Below are 20675 nucleotides of genomic sequence, written 5' to 3' on the forward strand. Positions count from 1 at the left end.
GGTCGCAATGTTGATGCAGCAAACCTTAACCCAGCTCAAGTCCCTGAAGCTCGACGGCATGGCCCGCGCGTTCGAGGAACAAACGGCGTTGACCGCCAGCACCAGCCTGTCGTTCGAAGAGCGCTTCGGCATGGTCGTCGAGCGCGAGCTCGCCTGGCGCGATACCCGGCGGCTCGAACGGCTGCTGAAGTCTGCGAAACTCAAGAATCCCCAGGCCTGCATTGAGGACATCGAATACCGGCAGAGCCGCGGCATCGACAAGAGCGTCGTCGCCGCACTTGCCGGTTGCGACTGGATCCGTAACGCGCAGAACCTCATCCTGACGGGGCCGACCGGCGCAGGCAAGACGTGGATTGCGTGCGCGTTCGGTCAGCAGGCCTGCCGACAAGGCTTCTCCGTGATGTACGTCCGCGTTGCCCGGCTGTTCGAGGAATTGAAGATCGCTCACGGCGACGGCAGCTTCACGCGGCGGCTCGCGCAGCTCGCCAAGATGGACGTCCTGCTGCTCGACGACTGGGGGCTGCAGGATCTCGATCAGGGTGCCCGAAACGATCTGCTCGAAGTGCTCGACGATCGCGTTGGCACGCGCTCCACGATCATTACCAGCCAACTGCCATTGGAACACTGGCACGCTTGGCTTCAGGACCCGACGCTCGCCGACGCGATCCTCGACCGGCTCGTCCATCAGGCCCACAAGCTGCCGTTGAAGGGCGAGTCGATGCGAAAGACCAACGCCAAGCAGTCCTCCGCATCCTGATCGTGATCACCTTCGCTATAATCCATTGACCGCGCAACACCACCTTCCAAACTGATCACGTTCGCCGAAACGCCTGATCACCATCACCGAAATCCGCAAGCGTGCCGTCGCTGAGCACTTCGACTTCGTCAAACTGAACGTCGACACCGTTGTTTTGGAGGCGTTCGAGGACAGGCAGTTCAATGTCGCGGAATTTATGGTCAGGAACAAAGCTGGCGGCAAGAGGCGCGCCCATCTCCTGCCGTAACGCGTTCAGCAAGCTCCAGTTGAGGAAATTAGGTAACTGAAAGCTCATTTCTTTGCCAGCTTCTCGGCAATGAGGTCCATCTTTTCGCTCGCGTTGGTAACGATGCGAAACTCGACGCGTTGATTCGCTATCTGCGATGCTGCGGATTGCGAATCCTGAGCCAGTGGACGTGACGACGAAAGTCCATTTGCTGTCACGTGCTGAACGAGCCATTTCTCGTTGCCTTGCACCGCCGGAAGCGACAGCAAATATTCGAGCGCGCTTCGCGTACGTGCCTGAGATAGTTCCATGTTCCTGAAGTACGCGATTTTTTCGTCTGTCGTTCCTGTCCACAACGCGCTTGTGTGACCTTCAATGCGGATTTCCTTAACGGCGTCCTTGTATTGAGCGGATGTCAGCAACGCCACGTAACGTGGAAAAAACTGACCAAGTACCTGTTTGAAGCGCGGCCGCAATTCGGATGAGCCGGTTGCGAAAAGCACAGTTGGGTCATTGAAGCGAATGGTCATATCGCCGAGAATTTCAGCGTTCCATTGCTGCAGGTCCTTCGCAAACTCCTTCTGCAGGGCCAGTTGCATGTCACGTTTGGTGGTTTCGTACTCTTTCACGACCAACGTGGTCGTCTGCTCAACCCGGAGCATGAATGCTGCAGTCAGCAGCATGAACACCATCATCAGACCTGTCATCAGGTCCGCCATTGGTATCCAGTGAGATTGGTTGCTATGCTCGAAATCCATTTCAACCTCACGCAGTGCCAGCTATGCGAACAACTTCTCTCAGGCGGTCCGTCAGCGGGGTATAGTCTGCGACGAACTTCTCTGATAGCGACGCGAGCTGACGCCCAAGCGTTTCGAGGCTCTTCGTGAGCTCCTCCTGCAATCCCTTGTCCAGGGTGACAACGCTTTGGCGGACTGCGTCCATCGAGCGAACGAGCCCGTCATTTACCTCGGACTGGGATTTTCGAAGCGTGTCCGTCAGAAGCTGTTTCATTTCTGATGACGAGGACTGCACCTGGACACCGAAATTCTTGACTACGTCGCCAACTTCCGCCTGCACCCTGGCCACACCTTGCTTCATCGATTCGGTCATTTCGTCGACCTTACGCGAGAACTGCGGCGTCACATCCTTCATTTGGGAAAGGACGTCGGCTATTGAACGTTGAGACTGGTCGATGAGCTGATGTTGCTGCGCCAGACCTCTGACCGTGCCCTCGAGCGCTGTTGCTGTTTGAGCGAAGCTAGAAGCCCGGTCGATAAACAGTGCTAGGCCCGAAGATGCGCCCCTGAGGTCGTCTGCTGACGATTTCTGGAGCGCTTGCAGATTGTCGAGCTCTTCCTTGTACTGCTGCTGCCAGACGACGAGCTTTTCAACGGCTGCGTTGAGATGTTTGAAATTCTCGCCGAATTGCTCGTTGATTTGTGCGTTGAAGTCGCGAATCACTTCCTTCAGGGCCTCGATAAGAGCCTTCGAGCCGTCTTCCGACATCCGCTGCGCGAACGTGTCGAACGACGTCCGGAGCATACGAAGTTCGTCGCCTTGTTCCTGGCGCATCAATTTGAGCTGTGAGAGAAGGCTGCCTTGCTCGTTGCCCGACAGGCTGAGCTGTAGAGCGTGTGTCGCGGACACGACGTCGTCTAGGGTGGCCGCTTTCGGTGCGCCCGGTGCCTGCGGGATGGGGGTCTTCCAGAAATAGTGCCTCCCGCGGATAACTAATGAGCCAAACACGCCACTGACCGAAGCCCAAAAGGCGGTTTTCACTCCTTCCAGCAGGTGCGGTACGCTCTCCGACACATTCGATGCATCGAACTGCAGTAACGCCAGGGCAATACCGAGAAAACAACCGAAAATCCCAACGGTCGTCAATATTTCTGGGCCGTGAACAACGGAAAAGCGGTCGAATCTGACGAAGGCGAAGAATATTGTTAGGCATGTGTTCAACAATATGAAAGCAAGCGTCTGTTTGTCTGCCAGCACTGTGCCGATAGGACCACCCGCGAACACGTACGGCGCCCACGCGATTCCCGACAGGAGAAGGAGAGTTTTGGTTTTCATATTATGGGATATGGTCTCTGTATCCGGCGTGATGTCATGCGGCTTGCGTTAAATTAAACGCTCGTCGCCTTATGTCGTGGCTTGGTGCGCTCCTGGGCAATTATGCTCCCGGTGCTTTAAGCAAGCTATACGGTCCTTCTCCAAAGATAACGGATAGCTTTCGCCGACCTTGAGTCTGCACCTAGATGGTTGGACGGAACGTGTTTGTCGTGACCATCGAAAAGGCGGTTTCTTGCGGATGGTTCATACATCAACCTTTCCCCCGGAAGTCTAAGCTCTGGACTTGGCCCGTGGCGGTCCTTCATGCTACTTTCACTGCGTGTCGAAGCCCTGTACCAGCGCTCCGCCAGTATCAACACGGGCAGAAGTAACTACTGCACGCTGCATGTAATAACACGCTGCTAGACAAAAGGCAGTGCTGGAGCAGGATATCGACACACGTGTAGGGGAATTCACTTAAAACACCATAATCCTAAATGTTGTCGCACGGGGGACTCCATGGACCTATTTGCAGGCTCGGCGATATTGATACTGGGCTTTGTTGTTGGCGCTGTAATTGCGTGGATGCTCGCTCGTAGCCGGGACGGCGGGCGGGTGCAGGCGGCAGTGTCGCAGGCGCAATCCGCATCGCAGGTTCAGACCGCTCAACTTGAAGAGCGGTTGCGAGGAATGACCGAGGACCTTCAACTCGCGCGCGATGCGCGGGAGCAACTCGAACGTCAGTCAAACGCTTCGCGGGACGAGCTAGCCAAGGTGCGCGATGAACTGGCCCGGCTTTCAGAACGCTCGTCCCGTGTTCCGGCGTTGGAGGCGGAAATCCTGAAATTGGGAGAGCAAGTTCGCAGCGGCGCGGACGAACTGAGGCTGATTACCGCCAGCGAGGCGCAAAAGCAGCAATTGGTGGCGTCGCTCACGGAGCAGGCGAATCAGTTTGAAAGCGACAACAAGGAACTTGCGCACAAGCTAGCACTCACGTCGACGTCTCTGCAGGAAGCGCACGAACGCAAAGCCGCGCTGGAGGAACAGGTGTCGCGCATCCCGGGGCTTGAGCGCAAAATCGGCGAGACAGAAGGGTTGCTCTCCAACGCCAATGGACAATTAACGGAACTGCGCGAATCGAGTGGGCGACAAAATGGCAAGCTGTTGGCGGAACTTGAGGCCGAGCAGCAGGCAGCAGCACTAGTTCGAGATGAGCTGATTGACGTGAAAAGCGCACGAGCGGCTGCTGAAAGTGTGGTTACACGCCTGAGCGACGAGTTGACTGAGCTGCGCACGCGGACTGAGGCCGAGCGACAGAACGCTGAAGAAAAGCTCAATCTCCTGCTGCAGGCAAAGGAAGCGCTCAGTGACCAGTTTAAGACCCTCGCCACAGAGATTCTCGAGGAAAAATCCAAGCGCTTTGCAGAGCAAAACCAGACCAGCCTCGGTTTGTTACTCGAACCTCTGAAGACCAAGTTGACCGAATTCCAGGGGAAGGTCGAAGAGGTATATGTGCAGGAGGGGAAGGATAGGTCAGCTCTTTCTGCGCAGGTGCGCCAGCTGGTGGAACTGAATCAGGCGCTCAGCCAAGATGCAAAGAATCTAACGCTCGCGTTGAAGGGGTCGTCCAAAACACAGGGCAACTGGGGCGAACTCATTCTGGAACGGGTATTGGAAGCTTCCGGTCTGAGAAAGGGGGACGAGTACGAGGTGCAGGATAGCCAGGTCCGTGAAGATGGTTCTCGCGCCCAGCCAGACGTCGTGATAAATCTCCCCGAAGAGCGAAAGCTCGTTGTGGACTCAAAGGTATCGCTGCTTGCCTACGAAAGGTATGCGTCCGCTGAGACCGACGAGGAAAGACCCATTGCACTTCGGCAACATGTCGATTCGATTCGAAGTCACATCAAATCGCTCTCGGATAAGCAATATCAAGCTGTCTACGGCAAGTCTCTCGATTTTGTCCTCGCGTTTGTGCCCATCGAGCCAGCGTTCATGCTGGCGGTGACGAATGATAACGAGCTGTTTATGGACGCGTGGCGCCGTAACGTCCTGCTTGTCAGCCCATCAACTCTGCTCTTCGTCGTGCGTACCGTCGCACATCTTTGGCGGCAGGAGGCTCAAAGCCGAAATGCGCAAGATATCGCTAAGCGCGGTGCAGAGTTGTACGACAAGCTTTGCGGATTTGTTGAAGACCTGCAACTGGTCGGGAATCGCTTGAGTCAAGCGAGGAAAGCCTATGATTCAGCACATAGTAAGCTGGCAATTGGCAGAGGTAATGTCATCCGCCAGGCCGAGATGTTGCGTGATATGGGGGTAAAGCCATCGAAGGCGCTCCCCCAAGCACTGGTAGACATAGCGTCATCAGAGGACGATGCCATTCTGATACCACGTGAGTCAGTCGACATTTCGGTCTCTCAGGAACCTGGACTGCCCTCGAGCGCATCGCCGTCAAATGAGGCAGACATGTAGATAGGGATTGAAACACTCGTGAGATGGCCGCTCGATTGTAGCTTCGCGTGTGCGACAAGTCATTGATGCCAATTCCCAGGCTACCCTGACGGAAGTCGGTGCCAGGTTTTCGTCAGGAAATGCTCATGAAAGAGAAATGCGAGAGCTGTGGATGTGTACCCCATTCGCCTCGGCGCAGATGCACAAGCTGCAATAGACTCGTTTGCCTCAGCAGGTGTTGGTCGCGCAAATTTCAAGTTTGCGCCAAATGCGCATCAGTGCATTCGTCTGTGAATACGAAGCTAACGCGAGGGAACGCTTCTGACAGAACATGCCGCTTCTGTCATGCGCTCCTGCCCATGAGTGAAAATTACCGATGTCCCAAGTGCTTTGGATTCGTACACTAGCCGCTGCCGTGAGGACTGAAACAAGTTGGTGCTACTGACGCTTACTTCTTCGAATTCGATACGATGCGTTCGTCGGTGTCGCTCTGGACATGAACTCATCTGAATCAGCGGATTACCTACCTAACGTAGCACTGAGCATTACAAGAGCGAGTTCTGAAATGGAGCGACAACAAGAGGAAGCCCAACCTGGCTTGCATTGCGCGTCTTCAAGCGATTTCGGCAATTTAGATTTGGTCAACCTGCTGTCGACGCTAAAAAAGGCAGACAGCCATGCCATGGAAATGAGCTTGCAGGAAGACCTGCGCAAAGCAACCGAGTCTGGCGATGAGGATGCGAGTCGCGCGCTGCGCGTTCTTATCCTACTTTGTACGCTCCACCTCCAGGTCGAAGACCCGGGGCCTGCGTACATAGCGAGATGGCGTTCTCCCCGCGGTCGCTCCTACGAGGCCGGGGATTTTCGTGGCGAGCAGAACGACGTTCTGGCTCGGCTTCTGCCTCGGATTGCGCATCCTGGTCTCCGCGCCCGCGTCGCGGACGTAGTCTGGTACAACGACCGCAAGCAGTGGGAAGCAGGGACCGCTGCGGTATCTGCATATTGCGAGGTCGTTGATAAGCGCATCGAAGGCGTGTTCGTCTCAGCGTTCCCAGATATCGACGAAACCTTCACAGACGCGGTTGACTCATTCCACCGAGCATTACAAATTGCTTCGGCGTCGGCCAAACCGAACAAGCTTCCCCATCTGGTGCGCGATACGTTTGGGAAACTCTATGCGCACTTGAAGGCGCATGAGTGCCATGTGTCGTTTGTCCGGCTAGCCCGCCTGGGTGGCTCGTACAAGCTGGTCACATGGAAGGCCATCGCCGAAGATGCCGAAGTGCTGGCAAATGCAGCCGGAGAAGCAGTTCCGCCTTGGGCTTTACACCCTATTTGGCAGCTTGCCGCTCACGCATACACGCGCGTTAAAGATAATGAGGCGAAGCGTCGCTGCGTGTCGCGTATGGTCGACGAGACCCTGCGCAATCGGGACCATGTCAGTCAAGCGGCAGCCCGCGCTAGCTGGACGCGTGACGCTATAGAGGAATTGAGGCAGGCAGGAGGATTCGATGAGCGTATCGAAGGGCTTCGCGCGCAGTTGCGGGACTTCCAGGAGAAAGCTGTCGACGAGACAATCCAATTCAGTATCCCTTTCGACCTGAGCCAAGAACGCGCCGGAACGGTGAAGCTCTTCGGAGAGCTGACGCTTCCGGACTCACTCCTCCAACTAGGCATCATCACATCGCCGCCTAAGATAGTCGAGTTGCGTGCTATGGCTGAGAGGAGCTTCCAGTCCAGCAGCCTCGGAGCAATGTTTGGCAGCCAGTACACGGACATCGAGGGAAAGGTCGTTGCACAATCGCCGGCGCGCTCGCTGAGCGGAGAGGCGAACGAGGCTCAATTGAAGGAAGAGTATGTGCGCATACTCGACTTGCATCGGCACCATGTCGTCAATGGGTATCTCGAGCCGGCACGCAGAACTATAATGTCGCGCTTTCCCCTTGAGGAGCGGCACTTCCGGCCAATCGTCGACGCAAGTCCCTTCGTCCCGACAGGGCATGAACATCTGTTTTGCCTTGGGTTTGCCCGGTTCTGGCAAGGCGATTATGCTTCCGCAGTCCATCTGCTTGTGCCGCAAATCGAAAATTCGATTCGTCACGTTCTTCTGAATTCCAACCGCGATTCTTCGAAGATGAATCACGAACTGCTCCAGGAGGACCGCTCACTGAGCGGACTCCTGGAGAACTTTCGAGATGAGATGGATGATGTCTTTGGGAAGGACCTGACAAACGATATGGAGCTGCTGTTCGTTCATAAGCCGGGCCCTGCGTTGCGACATGAGCTGGCGCACGGCAAGCTGTACGATGCTATTTGCTATGAGGCAAACGCCGTGTACGCTTGCTGGTTTGTCTTTTTTCTCACCATCATCCCGCTCACCGAACAATGGGGTTCAGTGATAGCGCCAGCATTTGAAAGCATGGCCTATTAACGGACGATAGGGCTGCCTCTTCCAATACCACACACTGCTAATCTTCAGTCATCATCAGCCGGATAACTGAGGGATTTGCCTGCGAAAGATGTTCGATTTCTGCTTGGTAGCCGTATAGGCGGTGGAGCGCCAAGGCGATGGCGCACGACCGCGAATAGCCGCCTTCGCAGTGGACGACCACCGATACGATTTCCGTCGGCAGGGCCTCGATGAAGGAGTGAATCGCCTGAGCCTGCTCCGCGGTGAACGCGTGGACGAGCTTGCCTCGCGACTTCTTTGAGAGACTCGGGCTCAGGAAATCGACGTCCGCGAAGCTTAGGCGCAGCAGATGGGGGAAGCCATCGAGGCTGGCAGCCGGGCGCTCCGGTGCGATGACTGAGATGACGGCAATCGAGGGCAGCCGCGGCAGCTTCTCGGCGTCACCTCGCGACAGTGCGAATACCTGGCGCATGCCATTCTCCAGTGGCTTGTATAACTTTCCCACAACATCCGGGAGTCGCTGCGTCATCTCGCCTTGCTCGCGCTCCGCTGGCGCCGCTTAACGGCTCTGATAGAGTCGGCCCGCGTTGCGCGACACCGTTCCAACTCTTTGCAAAGCAAATCTATTTCAGCTTGCATGTTAGCGGCTCGTTGTAGAAGCCGTCCGACTTCGTACCAATACGCGTAGCCCAAATCACCTTCGGCCGTCGCCAGCTCGTGAATTTTGCGGAGGGCAAACTCAAGGTCGACGTGATTTTCTGAATGCATCTTGTACTCCTCCGTAGACCTAGCATGCCGCGACTGAAAGGATAAGAACACGTGGCCGACGCTGATGTGATTTTGGCCCGTACAGCTTGCCGACGATGCCTGATACCGCCGCATCATCTCGCTGCGCACTGCGGCATCACCTGGTCAGCGAGCCGCCACAATTTTCTTTGAGAGTTCTGCTGCGCCAGTACGTTACCGCGGAGGAGCGGCCCAGATTCCCGGCAATGCCGCGGTTGATATCTCGAGGTCGATGTCCAGCGGATAGTGCCGGAGGAGTAACAGCGCGGTGTCCCGAAATGCGTCACGCGCGGTGGTGTTGGCGGGCGAGCCAAGCAGCTGCAAAAGCTTACGCGCTTCGATGACTGCCTTCGTACGCTCAGATGCTGTGGTCATGGGATATTGCTCAATATACGTTGCAATTGCGGGCGCAATCGCACGCGCAGGCGCGCAACTTTCGCTGCCTTATCCGTGCGAGTCGGCTGGAACCAGGTCGGAGACTGGGGCGATGCATTCGTCGCAATAGACGCGGTGCCAATAGCCTTTCCGAAGTTCGCCTGGCTTACCGCAGCTCTCGCATACGCGCCGGGCGCCGGAAATTGCGATTTGCATATGCGCTCGGATGCGCGATTCCACATCCGGGGGACATAGCTGCCCACTGAGGACACCTACCGTAAGCTCGCCGCCGACCTGTGTGATGTCGGTGCAAAGGGGAAGCGCGGGATAGGTGGCCCGACCGCCCAGGAGCGCTCCATCCATCTTGGCGATTCGCTCCGGAAACTGGAGTTGCTCCCGCCACAAGGCGCGAAGCTCCGCCTCAATGTCGCGCGCCAGCGCTTCAATGATTGGGTACCAGCCAACGCCGCACTGAATACCAAAGTGCGAGATGTTCGCCAGGTACGACTCAGGATGATGTACCGCGCGAAAGAACAGCGGGAAGCAAGAAAACAGCTCGCGCTGCCTAGTGTTCGCCGTCCACATGCGGGGCTTAGGGTGCAGTTCCGTGTCCACGGGTTCAACCGTCTTCACCAGCCGGCGCACCGCCGGCGAGTTATCACACGACAGCGTGCGACGCAGTGCTCGAGGAGCAGTCACCAATAATTCTCCGTCATCGACCTGCGGCAGGACGAGTAAGTCCTTCGCGAGGAGCGACTGTGAAAGTGAAGTTTGCTACCGGTGCGTGCGTCGGACGATTTTGACCTTCGACGGTAGCGCGGCGTCGCGAATCCGCGCGGTGGCAGGGCGAGGTTCGCTTTACGAATAGTCTATTTTGGACTATTCCAGAATCGCTTGCAACCTTGCGGCTCTTCGCGTCGAGCCGCCAATGGAAAAATCTATCTACTCTCGCCGATACGCTTTGTTCGCTAAGCTGCTGCGAGCAGCCAGAGAAGAGGCGGGCTTTACTCAGGAAGAGGTCGCAACTCGCCTTGAGACCACTCAGACGTTCATTAGCAAGTGCGAGCGCGGCGAGCGCCGGCTTGATGTTATTGAGCTATGTAGCTGGTGTGAGGCTCTGGGTATCCCAGCAAGCCAGTTCGTCGCTGAACTTGAGCAGAAGTTTTGACCGGCTGAGTGCGGTCGCCGAGAAAGCGTAGCACTTCGGAAAAATGCCGATGTCAGGTGACAGTGCAAGTTCTCCGTGTGCACAACTCTGCTGCCCACACCACGAGGGTGTGGACAGCCGCCCTGCGGGCGGTTCCAGAGTTGTACACACTCGAACGTCTGACGCGCCGGCTTTGCCGGCTTGCCCTATTTGTAAAGAAGGGGATGGAAAACCCGAGAAGGCGGCTATCGACCGAATTCGGTGGACTACATAACGCTCGGAGGCCGGTCTGGGCAGACCTCCGTTAAGGCACGCGGACAACCCCGCGTCCATAGCCTTTGGATTCTGGGGTGAATGTCCATACCCGCTTATGTGCGGGTGAACAGGAAGTTCATCACGTCGCCGTCATGCACGACATATTCCTTCCCTTCCGCACGCATCTTGCCGGCTTCCTTCGCGCCTTGCTCGCCCTTGTAAGCGATGAAGTCATCGAACGCGATCGTCTGCGCGCGGATGAAGCCGCGCTCGAAGTCGGTGTGGATCACGCCGGCTGCCTGCGGAGCCGTGTCACCGATATGGATCGTCCACGCGCGCACTTCCTTCACGCCGGCGGTGAAGTACGTTTGCAGGCCGAGCAGCTTGAAGCCCGCGCGGATCACGCGGTCGAGGCCCGGCTCTTCCATGCCCATGTCGGCGAGGAACGCTTCCTTGTCCGCGTCGTCGAGATCGGCGATTTCCGCCTCGATCGCCGCGCACACGGCCACGACCGGCGCATTCTCGCTTTCCGCGTACTTGCGGACCGCCTCGAGGTGCGGGTTGTTCTCGAAACCGTCGTCCTTCACGTTGGCCACGTACATCGCCGGCTTCGCGGTGATCAGGCAGAACGGCTTCAGCAGCGCCTCTTCGTCATCCGACAGCGCGAGACCGCGCACGGCCTTGCCCTGGTCGAGCTGCGCGCGCACCTTCTCGAGCACCGCGACGAGCTTCGCCGCTTCCTTGTCGTTGCCCGACTTCGCAGCCTTCGAATAGCGCGTGAGCGCCTTTTCGACCGTGCCGAGGTCGGCGAGCGCGAGTTCGGTGTTGATCACTTCGATGTCGTCGATCGGGCTGACCTTGCCGGCGACGTGAATGACGTTCTCGTCTTCGAAGCAGCGCACGACGTGCGTGATCGCGTCGGTTTCGCGGATGTTCGCGAGGAACTGGTTGCCGAGGCCTTCACCCTTGCTCGCGCCCGCGACGAGGCCCGCGATGTCGACGAATTCGACGACGGCCGGCACGATGCGCTCGGGGTTGATGATTTCAGCGAGCGCCTTCAGGCGCGTATCGGGCACTTCGACGATGCCGACGTTCGGCTCGATCGTGCAGAACGGGTAGTTCTCGGCGGCGATGCCGGCCTTGGTCAGCGCATTGAACAGGGTGGACTTGCCGACGTTGGGCAAGCCGACGATGCCGCATTTGAGACTCATGGAATCCTTCGGACGGGTAAGGCGGCGCGGCCGGACAGGGCACGGCGGCGCGGGAAAAAAGGGCGGCCGGCGCTTGGGGCGCGGCGGGCCGACGGTCAAAGTCGCTATTGTACCGTGCCGACGCCCCGGATTCCGGGCGGGCGCCGAACGGCCGGTGCGGCGGGCCGCCGCGCTGCCGCATCGGCCTGCGATTCTGCTGATTTCCCGCAAAGTCCAGCCGCGTAAGGGTTTGGCCCCGCAGCTATAATGCCCGCCATGACTGCCCACCACACCTTCGACGTCGCCGTGGTCGGCGGCGGGCTCGTCGGCAAGACGGCCGCGCTCGCGCTGACCCAGTCCGGCTACAAGACAGCCTTGCTCGCCCAGCCGGCCACGCCGCGCCCCACCGATCTCGCATTCGACACACGCGTCTACGCGCTGTCCTCCAGTTCGCAGGCGCTGCTCGAGCGGCTGCGGGTCTGGCAGGCGCTCGATCACAGCCGGCTTGCGCCGGTCTTCGACATGCGCGTGTACGGCGATGCGCACGCGGAACTGCACTTCTCCGCGTACCAGGCTTCCGTTCCGCAGCTTGCGTGGATCGCCGAATCGTCGCTGGTCGAGGCGTCGCTCGACGCCGCGCTGCGGTTCCAGCCGAACCTCACGTGGTTCGATGCGCGCGCACAGGGCTTCGACGTGCGCGACGACGCGGCCGTGCTCACGCTGTCGTCGGGGCAGGTGCTGGAAGCGGACCTCGTCGTCGGCGCGGACGGCGCGCATTCGTGGGTGCGATCGCAAATGGGGGCCAAGGTCGAGCGGCGCGACTACCGGCAAACCGGCGTCGTCGCGAACTTCAAGGCGTCGCTGCCGCACCGCGAGACTGCCTACCAGTGGTTCCACGAAGGCGAGATCGTCGCGCTGCTGCCGCTGCCGGACGGCCATGTATCGCTCGTCTGGTCCGCGCACACCGCGCATGCGGACGAATTGCTCGCACTCGATCCGGCGCAGCTCGCGGCCGAAGTCGAGCGCGTGTCGCATGGCCAGGTCGGCACGCTCGACTGCGTGACGCCGGCCGCCGGCTTCCCGCTGGCGTTGCAGACGGTCGACAAGCTGATCGCTCCGCGTGTCGCGCTGGTCGGCGATGCAGCGCACCTGATCCACCCGCTCGCGGGGCAGGGGATGAACCTCGGCTTGCGCGACGTCGCGGCGCTTGCCGACGCGATCGCGGGCAAGGAGAGCTTCCGCAACCTCGGCGATACGGTGCTGCTGCGCCGCTACGAGCGTTCGCGCCGCGAGGACATCCGCGCGTTGATGGTCGCGACCGACGGGCTGCAGCGGCTGTTCGCGGTGCCGGGCTCGCTCGCGAAGGCCGTGCGCAACGCCGGCATGGCCTTCGTCGGCGCGCAGCCGTTCGTGAAGCGCTGGCTCGTGTCGGCTGCGCTCGGCTGATCGATCGAACCTTCGGCCGCTTCGCCGGTCGGACACGGTTCCGTTACGGCGTACACTGTGCCGTGCACACCGATTGAGCTGAAGGAAGATTTCGATGAAAAAAACGATCCGCATCGCGTCGCTGGCGCTGGCCGTCACGATGGCGACGCTTGGCTGCACCGCGCAGGCAGACCAGACCACCGACAAGCTGAAAGCGACGCTGCAGGCCCGTCTCGGCAGCGATGCGCCGATCAAAAGCGTGTCGAAAGCGCCGGTCGCGGGCCTTTACGAAGTAAACCTCGGCTCGCAGATCATCTACAGCGACGCGGCAGGCGACTACGTGCTGCTCGGCGATCTCGTCGACACCAAGACGCACAAGAACCTGACCGACGCGCGCCTGTCCGAAATCAACAAGATCGACTTCGCGAGCCTGCCGTTCGCGAATGCGATCAAGGTCGTCAAGGGCAACGGCGCCCGCAAGATCGCGGTGTTCTCCGATCCGAACTGCCCGTATTGCAAGAAGCTCGAGACGACGCTGCAGTCGGTCGACAACGTGACCGTCTACACGTTCCTGTACCCGGTGCTGTCCCCGGATTCGACCGCGAAGTCGAAGGCGATCTGGTGTGCGACCGACCGCGCGAAAACGTGGGAGGGCTGGATGCTCGACCACCGCGCGCCGTCGGGCGCCGGTACCTGCGATACGACCGCGCTCGACAAGAACCTCGCGCTCGGCCGCGGGATGAATGTCACGGGCACGCCGACGATCTTCCTGCCGGACGGCCGCCGCCTGCCGGGCGCCGTGTCGGCCGACCAGCTCAACCAGGCGCTCGCCTCGAGCAAGTAACCGACACACGCCGGGCCGCATGGCCTGGCCAGCGAGGGGCGCCCGCATCTGCCGGCGCCTCTCTTCGTTTCCGCCGCCGTATTCGACCGACCGATTGCCACGATGACCCAGCCGATCCGCTATTCGATTGTTCCGAAAGATCTTGCCGCGCACCTGTTCGAAGTGTCGGTGACGGTCGCCGATCCCGACCCCGAAGGCCAGCGCTTTTCGTTGCCGGTGTGGATTCCGGGCAGCTACCTCGTGCGCGAGTTCGCGCGCAACATCGTGACGCTCGGCGCATTCAACGATGCGGGCCGCAAGGTGCGGATCGCGAAGACCGACAAGCACACGTGGCAGGCCGCGCCCGTGACCGGCGCGCTGACGTTGCGCTACGACGTGTATGCGTGGGACCTGTCGGTGCGCTCCGCGTATCTCGACGAATCGGGCGGCTTCTTCAACGCGACCGCCGTGTTCCTGAGCGTCGCGGGCCACGAGGGCGCGCCGTGCGAAGTCGACATCGCGAAGCCGGCCGGTGCGGCGTTCCGCGCATGGCGCGTCGGTACGTCGCTGCCCGAAGCGCGCGGCACCAAGCGCTACGGGTTCGGCGCCTACCGTGCAGCGAACTACGACGAGCTCTCTGATCATCCGGTGACGATCGGCGAATTCGCGCTAGCGACGTTCGACGCGCACGGCGTGCCGCACGACATCGTAATCGCGGGGCGCGTGACGCAGCTCGATCTGGAGCGCCTGCGCACCGATCTGAAGCGTGTGTGCGAAGCGCAGATCGCGCTGTTCGAGCCGAAATCGAAGAAAGCGCCGATGGACCGCTACGTGTTCATGACGCTGGCGGTCAGCGACGGCTACGGCGGCCTCGAGCACCGCGCGTCGACCGCGCTGATCTGCAATCGCACCGACCTGCCGGTGAAGGGGTGGCCCGAAACGACGGAAGGCTATCGCACGTATCTCGGGCTCTGCAGCCACGAGTACTTCCATACGTGGAACGTGAAGCGCATCAAGCCGGCGGCGTTCGTGCCGTACGACCTGTCGAAGGAGAACTACACGTCGCTGCTGTGGCTGTTCGAAGGCTTCACGTCGTATTACGACGACCTGATGCTGGTGCGCAGCGGGCTGATGTCGCAGGACGAATATTTCGCGGCGCTCGGCCGCACCGTCGGCGGCGTGCTGCGCGGCACGGGGCGCCTGAAGCAGAGCGTCGCCGAAAGCTCGTTCGACGCGTGGATCAAGTACTACCGCCAGGACGAGAACGCGACCAATGCGATCGTCAGCTACTACACGAAGGGCTCGCTCGTCGCGCTCGCCTTCGATCTCGCGATCCGCGCGCAGACGCGCAACAAGAAGTCGCTCGACGACGTGATGCGCCTGCTGTGGCAACGCTACGGCCGCGACTTCTACCGCGGCAAGCAGGCGGGCGTCGAGGAGAACGAAGTCGAGGCGCTGATCGAGGAAGCGACGGGCGTCGCGCTCGGCCGCCTGTTCGCCGATGCCGTGCACGGCACGCGCGACCTGCCGCTCGCCGATTTGCTCGCACCGTTCGGCGTAACGCTCGCGCCCGATGTCGCGAACGGCGCCGCCACGAAGCCGACGATCGGCGCACGCCTGCGCGGCGGCGCGGATTGCACGCTCGCAGCCGTCTACGAAGGCGGCGGCGCCCATCGTGCGGGGCTGTCGGCCGGCGATACGCTGATCGCCATCGATGGGCTGCGCGTCACGGGCACGAACCTCGACGCACTGCTCGCGCGCTACCGGCCGGGCGACAAGGTCGAGGTTCACGCGTTCCGCCGCGACGAGCTGCGCACCGCGAAACTGAAGCTCGACGGCCCGGAAGTCGCGCGCTACCGGCTCACGGCGGCTGCGAAGCCGGCTGCCGTATCGAAGGCCCGGGAGGCCTGGCTGAAGGGGTGAACGGTCTGAAGCGGGTATCGGGGCGCGATCAATGATTGTTCTGCTGCTGCAACGATGCGTCGCCCTGAGCCCGCTTTTTCGCCGTCATGCGGCAACGCACAATGGCGTCACTCGCGCTACCAAAGCGCAACCCTACTGGAGCCTGACATGACGACCATTCTGCAAATCAATTCCGCGGCACGTTCGCAAGGTGCGCAATCCACGCTGCTGGCCAACGAACTGACGGCAAAGCTGCAACAATCGAACCCCGGCGCGAACGTCGTGGTTCGCGACCTGCTGGCCGATGCGCTGCCGCACCTCGACGAATCGGTGCTCGGCGCGTTCTTCACGCCGGCCGACAAGCGCACCGCGGAACAGAATGCGATCGTCGCGAAGAGCGATGCACTGATCGCCGAGCTGCAAGCGGCCGACATCATCGTGATCGGCGCACCGATGTACAACTTCGGCATCTCGTCGCAACTGAAGACGTACTTCGACTGGATCGCCCGTGCAGGCGTCACGTTCCGCTACACCGAGAACGGTCCGGAAGGCCTGATCAAGGGCAAGAAGGTTCACGTGGTGACGGCCCGTGGCGGCAAGTACGCCGGTACGCCGAACGACAGCCAGACCCCGTACCTGCGCACGTTCCTCGGCTTCGTCGGCATGACCGACGTGAACTTCATCTTCGCGGAAGGCCTGAACCTCGGCGCGGATGCGCAAAGCGCAGCGCTGGCCGGCGCACGCGAAGCGATCGCCGCCGCGTAAGGTCGAAGCGGGTGCGCCGCACCCGCCGCATCGTCCGATAAAAAAACGCCGCGTCCCGAAAGGGGCACGGCGTTTTTACTTGCCGGCTCGCGTGGCCGAAGGAATCGGCGGCGCGGCGGTTACGCGAGCGTTTCCGCCACTTCAGGCAGGCGCCAGTCGATCGGTTCGCGGCCTGCCTCGACCAGATAGTCGTTCGCGAGCGCGAAATGGCGGCAGCCGAGGAAGCCGCGGTGCGCGGACAGCGGCGACGGATGCGGCGCCTCGAGCACGCGATGCGCGCTGGCGTCGAACAGCGCACGCTTCGCCTGCGCGTGTGCGCCCCACAGCATGAAGACCAGCCCCTGATGGCGGCCGGCGAGTTCGCGGATCAGCGTGTCCGTGCACTGCTCCCAGCCGCGCTTCGCATGGCTCGCGGCGGCACCGCGCTCGACCGTCAGCACCGTGTTGAGCAGCAGCACGCCCTGGCGCGCCCAGGTGTCGAGGCAGCCGTGGCGCGGTGTGTCATGGCCGAAGTTCGCGGCGATTTCCTTGAAGATGTTGCGCAGCGACGGCGGCGTGCGCACGGCCGGCGGTACCGAGAACGCGAGCCCGTGCGCCTGCGGCGTGCCGCGATCGTCGCCGTGGTACGGATCCTGGCCGAGGATCACGACTTTTACGTCGTCCGGGCTCGTCAGGCGCAGCGCGCGGAACACGTCGGTCGGGTAGACCGTCTTGCCGGCCGCACGCTCGTCATCGACGAAGCGGCACAGCGGCGCGTACGCGTCACTGTCGGTAAAGGGTTTCAGCACGTCGCGCCAGACGGGCGGCAGCGCGTCGAATTGCGCGGCGAGGTGCGGAACGTCGGCGGCAACGGGCTGCGGTGCCGTGGGGGCTGCAGCCTGAGCCGCGGCCTTCTTTGCGGGCTTGCGTCCGGCCGCGGGCGCTTCGGGCGCCGGCGGAATATCGGCCGGTGCCGTTTCCGGCACGGGATCATCGAACAGCGACGCCTGTTGCGGCGCGCGGGGAGTCTTGCGGGTTGCCATGCGTGATGCGGGTTATTGCGCGCGCAGCCGGTAGCCGCGCTGCGCCTTGCTGATGTTTTCGGGAACGAGGCCCGGCAGCGCTTGCTGCAATTCGGCGGCGAGCGTTGCAAGCGCCGCCTCCGGGCCGTCGATCAGTTCGAGTTCGATTTCGCTGATCGGTTCTCGGCGCGTGTCGTGTTCCGCCTGGACGACGATCTCGCCGAGGTCCACCGCGGCTTCGACCGTTGCGCCGCCGATTGCGATGCGCCACAGCGTACGCGAAAAATCCGTGCGGAACAGCGCCGACAGCTTGCCGGCCGCGTCATTCAGTGCGGCGGCGGCTTCCGGCACGTCGCAGGCCGCGACGAGCGCATCGATCTCGAGCGCGTCGCCGGCGACCGGCAGCTCCCATTCGTGGCGCCGATGCAGGCCGCCTTCCGCGCTGCCGACCGTCTTGAACGTCTGCAGCCAGCCTTGCGGCGCGCGGCGCACGCGCACCGCGCTTTTCGAGCGGGCGAGCGCGAGATCGGGCGTGTCGTAATAGACGTTCGCGAGCGTGATGTCGCGACCGGGTTCGCCGGTCAGCGTCTCGAAGAAGCGTCGTGCGGCGTCGGCCTGGCCGGCAGGCAGCGCGAGCTTGATTTCCTTTTCGATCGCCATCAGAAGAACATCCGTGCGAGCTCTTCGCCGGGCTGGTCGGCACGCATGAACGCTTCGCCGACGAGGAACGTGTTCACGTTCGCCGCACGCATCGTGTCGACGTCGGTGCGCGACAGGATGCCCGATTCGGTCACGACGATGCGGTCCGCCGGAATCATGTCGAGCATGTCGAGCGTGGTCTGGATCGACGTCTCGAACGTGCGCAGGTTGCGGTTGTTGATGCCGAGCAGGGGTGTCTTGAGCGTCAGCGCCTGCTCCATCTCGTTGCGGTCGTGTACTTCGACCAGCACCGCGAGGCCGAGCGAGTGCGCATACGCTTCGAGATCCTGCATCAGCGGCGTGTCGAGCGCGGCCGCGATCAGCAGGATCGCGTCGGCGCCCATCGCGCGCGCTTCGATGATCTGGTACGCGTCGACGATGAAGTCCTTGCGCAGCACCGGCAGCGTGCAGGCCGCGCGCGCTTCCTCGAGATAGCGGACGCTGCCCTGGAAGAACTGCTCGTCGGTCAGCACCGACAGGCACGCGGCGCCGTGCGCCGCATACGAGCGCGCGATATCGGCCGGCACGAAATGCTCGCGCAGCACGCCCTTCGACGGGCTGGCCTTCTTGATTTCGGCAATCACGGCTGCGCGGCCGGCCGCGTGCTTCGCACGCAATGCGCCGACGAAGTCGCGCAGGTCGCGCGCGGACGCTTCCAGTTTCAGTGCCTCGAGCGGTGCGCTGCGCATGGCCGCCGCGACTTCTTCGCGCTTGACGGCGATGATTCGGTCGAGAATGTCGCTCATGTGGATTCCTGCTTGATTCGTAAAGGGAGTCAGCGCTTGAACTGCTGCGTGAAGCGCACGAGTTCGTCGACTTTGGCGCGAGCCTTGCCGCTCGCGATCGCCTCGCGGGCCAGCTGGATGCCGTCCGCGATCGATTCGGCGACGTTCGCTGCATAGAGCGCGGTGCCCGCGTTCAGCGTGACGATCTCGCGCGCGACGCCCGGCTGGTTGTCCAGCGCGCCGAGCAGCATCGTGCGCGATTCGTCGGCATTTTCCACCTTCAGCGTGCGGTTCGACACCATCTGCAGGCCGAAGTCTTCCGGATGGATCTCGTATTCGTGCACCTTGCCGTCGCGCAGTTCGCCGACGAGCGTCGCCGCGCCGAGCGATACCTCGTCCATCCCGTCCTTGCCGTACACGACGAGCACGTGCTGCGCGCCCAGACGCTGCATCACGCGCACCTGGATGCCGACGAGGTCGGGGTGGAACACGCCCATCAGCTGGTTCGGCGCGCCGGCCGGGTTGGTCAGCGGGCCGAGGATGTTGAAGATCGTGCGCACGCCGAGCTCGCGGCGCACGGCTGCGATGTTCTTCATCGCCGGGTGATGGTTCGGCGCGAACATGAAGCCCATGCCCGTTTCGGCGATCGACGCGGCAACCTGCTCGGACTGCAGGTCGATGTTCACGCCGAGCGCCTCGAGCACGTCGGCGCTGCCGGACTTGCTCGATACGCCGCGGTTGCCGTGCTTCGCGACTTTCGCGCCGGCCGCGGCCGTGACGAACATCGACGCGGTCGAGATGTTGAACGTGTGCGAGCCGTCGCCGCCGGTGCCGACGATGTCGACGAAGTTCGAGTTGTCCTGCACTTCGACGTGGTTCGCGAATTCGCGCATCACGGTCGCGGCGGCGGCGATCTCGCCGATCGTTTCCTTCTTCACGCGCAGCCCGGTGATGATCGCGGCCGCCATCACGGGCGACATGTCGCCGCGCATGATGAGCCGCATCAGGTGCAGCATCTCGTCGTGGAAGATTTCGCGGTGCTCGATCGTGCGCTGCAGCGCTTCCTGCGGGGTAATCGTCATCGTGAGGCTCCCGTCAGGCGGCTTGCGCGGCCGCGGCGCGTGCCTGTTTCAGGAAATTCTCGAGCAGCGCGTGGCCATGCTCGGACAGGATCGATTCCGGGTGGAACTGCACGCCCTCGATCGGCAGCGTCTTGTGGCGCACGCCCATGATTTCGCCGTCGTCGGTCCAGGCGGACACTTCGAGGCAGTCGGGCAGCGATTCGCGCTCGATCGCGAGCGAGTGATAGCGCGTGACGTCGAAGTGCTTCGGCAGGTCGGCGAATACGCCGCGGCAGTCGGTTTCGATCTTGCTCACCTTGCCGTGCATGATGGTCTTCGCGCGCACGACACGGCCGCCGAAGGCCTCGCCGATCGCCTGATGGCCGAGGCACACGCCGAGGATCGGCTTCTTGCCCGCGAATTCCTTCAGCACGTCGAGCGTGATGCCCGCGTGCTGCGGGTTGCTCGGGCCGGGCGACAGGCAGATCGCGTCGGGGTTCAGGCTCGTGATTTCGTCGAGCGTGATTTCGTCGTTGCGGTAGGTGCGCACGTCCTCGCCGAGTTCGCCGAAGTACTGGACCAGGTTGTAGGTAAACGAGTCGTAGTTGTCGATCATGAGCAGCATGGT

At 61.6% G+C, this 20675-nt stretch carries 20 protein-coding genes; 8 read left to right on the forward strand and 12 right to left on the reverse strand.

Features of this window, described 5'->3' with window-relative positions:
• The first annotated feature begins 7 nt into the window (after positions 1-7).
• Positions 8-757, forward strand: coding sequence for an IS21-like element ISBmu3 family helper ATPase IstB (gene istB, locus LXE91_RS07365; protein WP_009687279.1), 750 nt, complete (start codon positions 8-10; stop codon positions 755-757).
• Positions 758-812: 55 nt separating this feature from the next.
• On the opposite strand, the gene LXE91_RS07370 is transcribed toward istB, so the two are convergent.
• From LXE91_RS07370 to LXE91_RS07380, 3 genes are read right to left on the reverse strand one after another with little or no spacing between them, the layout of a single operon-like run.
• On the reverse strand, positions 813-1052 hold the full coding sequence (locus LXE91_RS07370) for a hypothetical protein (RefSeq protein ID WP_046543642.1): 240 nt from the start codon (positions 1050-1052) through the stop codon (positions 813-815).
• Positions 1049-1702 (reverse strand): OmpA/MotB family protein, encoded by a 654-nt coding sequence (locus LXE91_RS07375; RefSeq protein ID WP_223274475.1) that lies wholly within the window; start codon positions 1700-1702, stop codon positions 1049-1051. Before LXE91_RS07375 ends, LXE91_RS07370 begins: the two co-directional genes overlap by 4 nt.
• 46 nt (positions 1703-1748) lie before the next feature.
• Positions 1749-3056, reverse strand: coding sequence for a YhgE/Pip domain-containing protein (locus LXE91_RS07380; RefSeq protein ID WP_039362307.1), 1308 nt, complete (start codon positions 3054-3056; stop codon positions 1749-1751).
• A 498-nt stretch (positions 3057-3554) separates the two neighbouring features.
• Here LXE91_RS07380 and LXE91_RS07385 point away from each other — a divergent pair, with 498 nt between their 5' ends.
• Both LXE91_RS07385 and LXE91_RS07390 read left to right on the forward strand, forming a co-directional pair.
• Positions 3555-5504 carry a DNA recombination protein RmuC gene (locus tag LXE91_RS07385; protein WP_076841689.1) on the forward strand — a complete coding sequence of 650 codons (1950 nt, stop codon included), beginning with the start codon at positions 3555-3557 and terminating at the stop codon, positions 5502-5504.
• A 544-nt stretch (positions 5505-6048) separates the two neighbouring features.
• Positions 6049-7914, forward strand: coding sequence for a DUF4209 domain-containing protein (locus LXE91_RS07390; RefSeq protein ID WP_135370755.1), 1866 nt, complete (start codon positions 6049-6051; stop codon positions 7912-7914).
• 37 nt (positions 7915-7951) lie between these two features.
• Here LXE91_RS07390 and LXE91_RS07395 read toward each other — a convergent pair whose 3' ends face one another.
• From LXE91_RS07395 to LXE91_RS07405, 3 genes are all read right to left on the reverse strand, one after another.
• Positions 7952-8422 carry a protein-tyrosine phosphatase family protein gene (locus LXE91_RS07395; protein ID WP_039362313.1) on the reverse strand — a complete coding sequence of 157 codons (471 nt, stop codon included), beginning with the start codon at positions 8420-8422 and terminating at the stop codon, positions 7952-7954.
• A gap of 431 nt (positions 8423-8853) precedes the next feature.
• Complete coding sequence (locus LXE91_RS07400; RefSeq protein WP_039362317.1) at positions 8854-9054, reverse strand: BPSL0761 family protein; 201 nt, start codon at positions 9052-9054, stop codon at positions 8854-8856.
• Between the two features lie 69 nt (positions 9055-9123).
• Positions 9124-9756 carry a hypothetical protein gene (locus LXE91_RS07405; protein WP_135370756.1) on the reverse strand — a complete coding sequence of 211 codons (633 nt, stop codon included), beginning with the start codon at positions 9754-9756 and terminating at the stop codon, positions 9124-9126.
• Between the two features lie 226 nt (positions 9757-9982).
• On the opposite strand from LXE91_RS07405, the gene LXE91_RS07410 reads away from it, so the two are divergent.
• Positions 9983-10222, forward strand: a complete 240-nt coding sequence (locus LXE91_RS07410; RefSeq protein WP_039362322.1) for a helix-turn-helix domain-containing protein — start codon at positions 9983-9985, stop codon at positions 10220-10222.
• Positions 10223-10569: 347 nt separating this feature from the next.
• Here LXE91_RS07410 and ychF read toward each other — a convergent pair whose 3' ends face one another.
• Positions 10570-11667 carry a redox-regulated ATPase YchF gene (gene ychF / locus LXE91_RS07415; RefSeq protein ID WP_039362324.1) on the reverse strand — a complete coding sequence of 366 codons (1098 nt, stop codon included), beginning with the start codon at positions 11665-11667 and terminating at the stop codon, positions 10570-10572.
• A 246-nt stretch (positions 11668-11913) separates the two neighbouring features.
• Here ychF and LXE91_RS07420 point away from each other — a divergent pair, with 246 nt between their 5' ends.
• The 4 genes from LXE91_RS07420 to LXE91_RS07435 all read left to right on the forward strand — a co-directional run bounded on the left by LXE91_RS07420 (position 11914) and on the right by LXE91_RS07435 (position 16561).
• Entirely contained in the window at positions 11914-13092 is a 1179-nt protein-coding gene (locus LXE91_RS07420; RefSeq protein ID WP_039362326.1) for a UbiH/UbiF family hydroxylase, read from the forward strand.
• A gap of 94 nt (positions 13093-13186) precedes the next feature.
• Positions 13187-13915, forward strand: coding sequence for a DsbC family protein (locus tag LXE91_RS07425; protein WP_039362328.1), 729 nt, complete (start codon positions 13187-13189; stop codon positions 13913-13915).
• Between the two features lie 102 nt (positions 13916-14017).
• On the forward strand, positions 14018-15817 hold the full coding sequence (locus LXE91_RS07430; RefSeq protein ID WP_039362331.1) for a M61 family metallopeptidase: 1800 nt from the start codon (positions 14018-14020) through the stop codon (positions 15815-15817).
• 147 nt (positions 15818-15964) lie between these two features.
• Positions 15965-16561, forward strand: a complete 597-nt coding sequence (locus LXE91_RS07435; protein ID WP_039362334.1) for an FMN-dependent NADH-azoreductase — start codon at positions 15965-15967, stop codon at positions 16559-16561.
• A gap of 119 nt (positions 16562-16680) precedes the next feature.
• Here LXE91_RS07435 and LXE91_RS07440 read toward each other — a convergent pair whose 3' ends face one another.
• Genes LXE91_RS07440 through LXE91_RS07460 form a run of 5 tightly spaced genes read right to left on the reverse strand, consistent with a single transcriptional unit; the run spans position 16681 to position 20672 of the window.
• A complete protein-coding gene (locus LXE91_RS07440) occupies positions 16681-17583 on the reverse strand; it encodes a uracil-DNA glycosylase (RefSeq protein ID WP_039362337.1) in 903 nt (300 codons plus the stop codon).
• Between the two features lie 12 nt (positions 17584-17595).
• Complete coding sequence (locus LXE91_RS07445) at positions 17596-18222, reverse strand: CYTH domain-containing protein (RefSeq protein ID WP_039362340.1); 627 nt, start codon at positions 18220-18222, stop codon at positions 17596-17598.
• Positions 18222-19007, reverse strand: a complete 786-nt coding sequence (trpC, locus tag LXE91_RS07450) for an indole-3-glycerol phosphate synthase TrpC (protein WP_039362343.1) — start codon at positions 19005-19007, stop codon at positions 18222-18224. The genes LXE91_RS07445 and trpC overlap by 1 nt, the downstream gene beginning before the upstream one ends.
• 29 nt (positions 19008-19036) lie before the next feature.
• Positions 19037-20068 carry an anthranilate phosphoribosyltransferase gene (gene trpD / locus LXE91_RS07455; RefSeq protein ID WP_027788472.1) on the reverse strand — a complete coding sequence of 344 codons (1032 nt, stop codon included), beginning with the start codon at positions 20066-20068 and terminating at the stop codon, positions 19037-19039.
• 13 nt (positions 20069-20081) lie between these two features.
• Positions 20082-20672 carry an aminodeoxychorismate/anthranilate synthase component II gene (locus tag LXE91_RS07460; protein WP_039362346.1) on the reverse strand — a complete coding sequence of 197 codons (591 nt, stop codon included), beginning with the start codon at positions 20670-20672 and terminating at the stop codon, positions 20082-20084.
• Positions 20673-20675 lie beyond the last annotated feature (3 nt).

It is taken from the genome of Burkholderia contaminans, from assembly GCF_029633825.1.
Classification (GTDB): Bacteria; Pseudomonadota; Gammaproteobacteria; order Burkholderiales; family Burkholderiaceae; genus Burkholderia; species Burkholderia contaminans.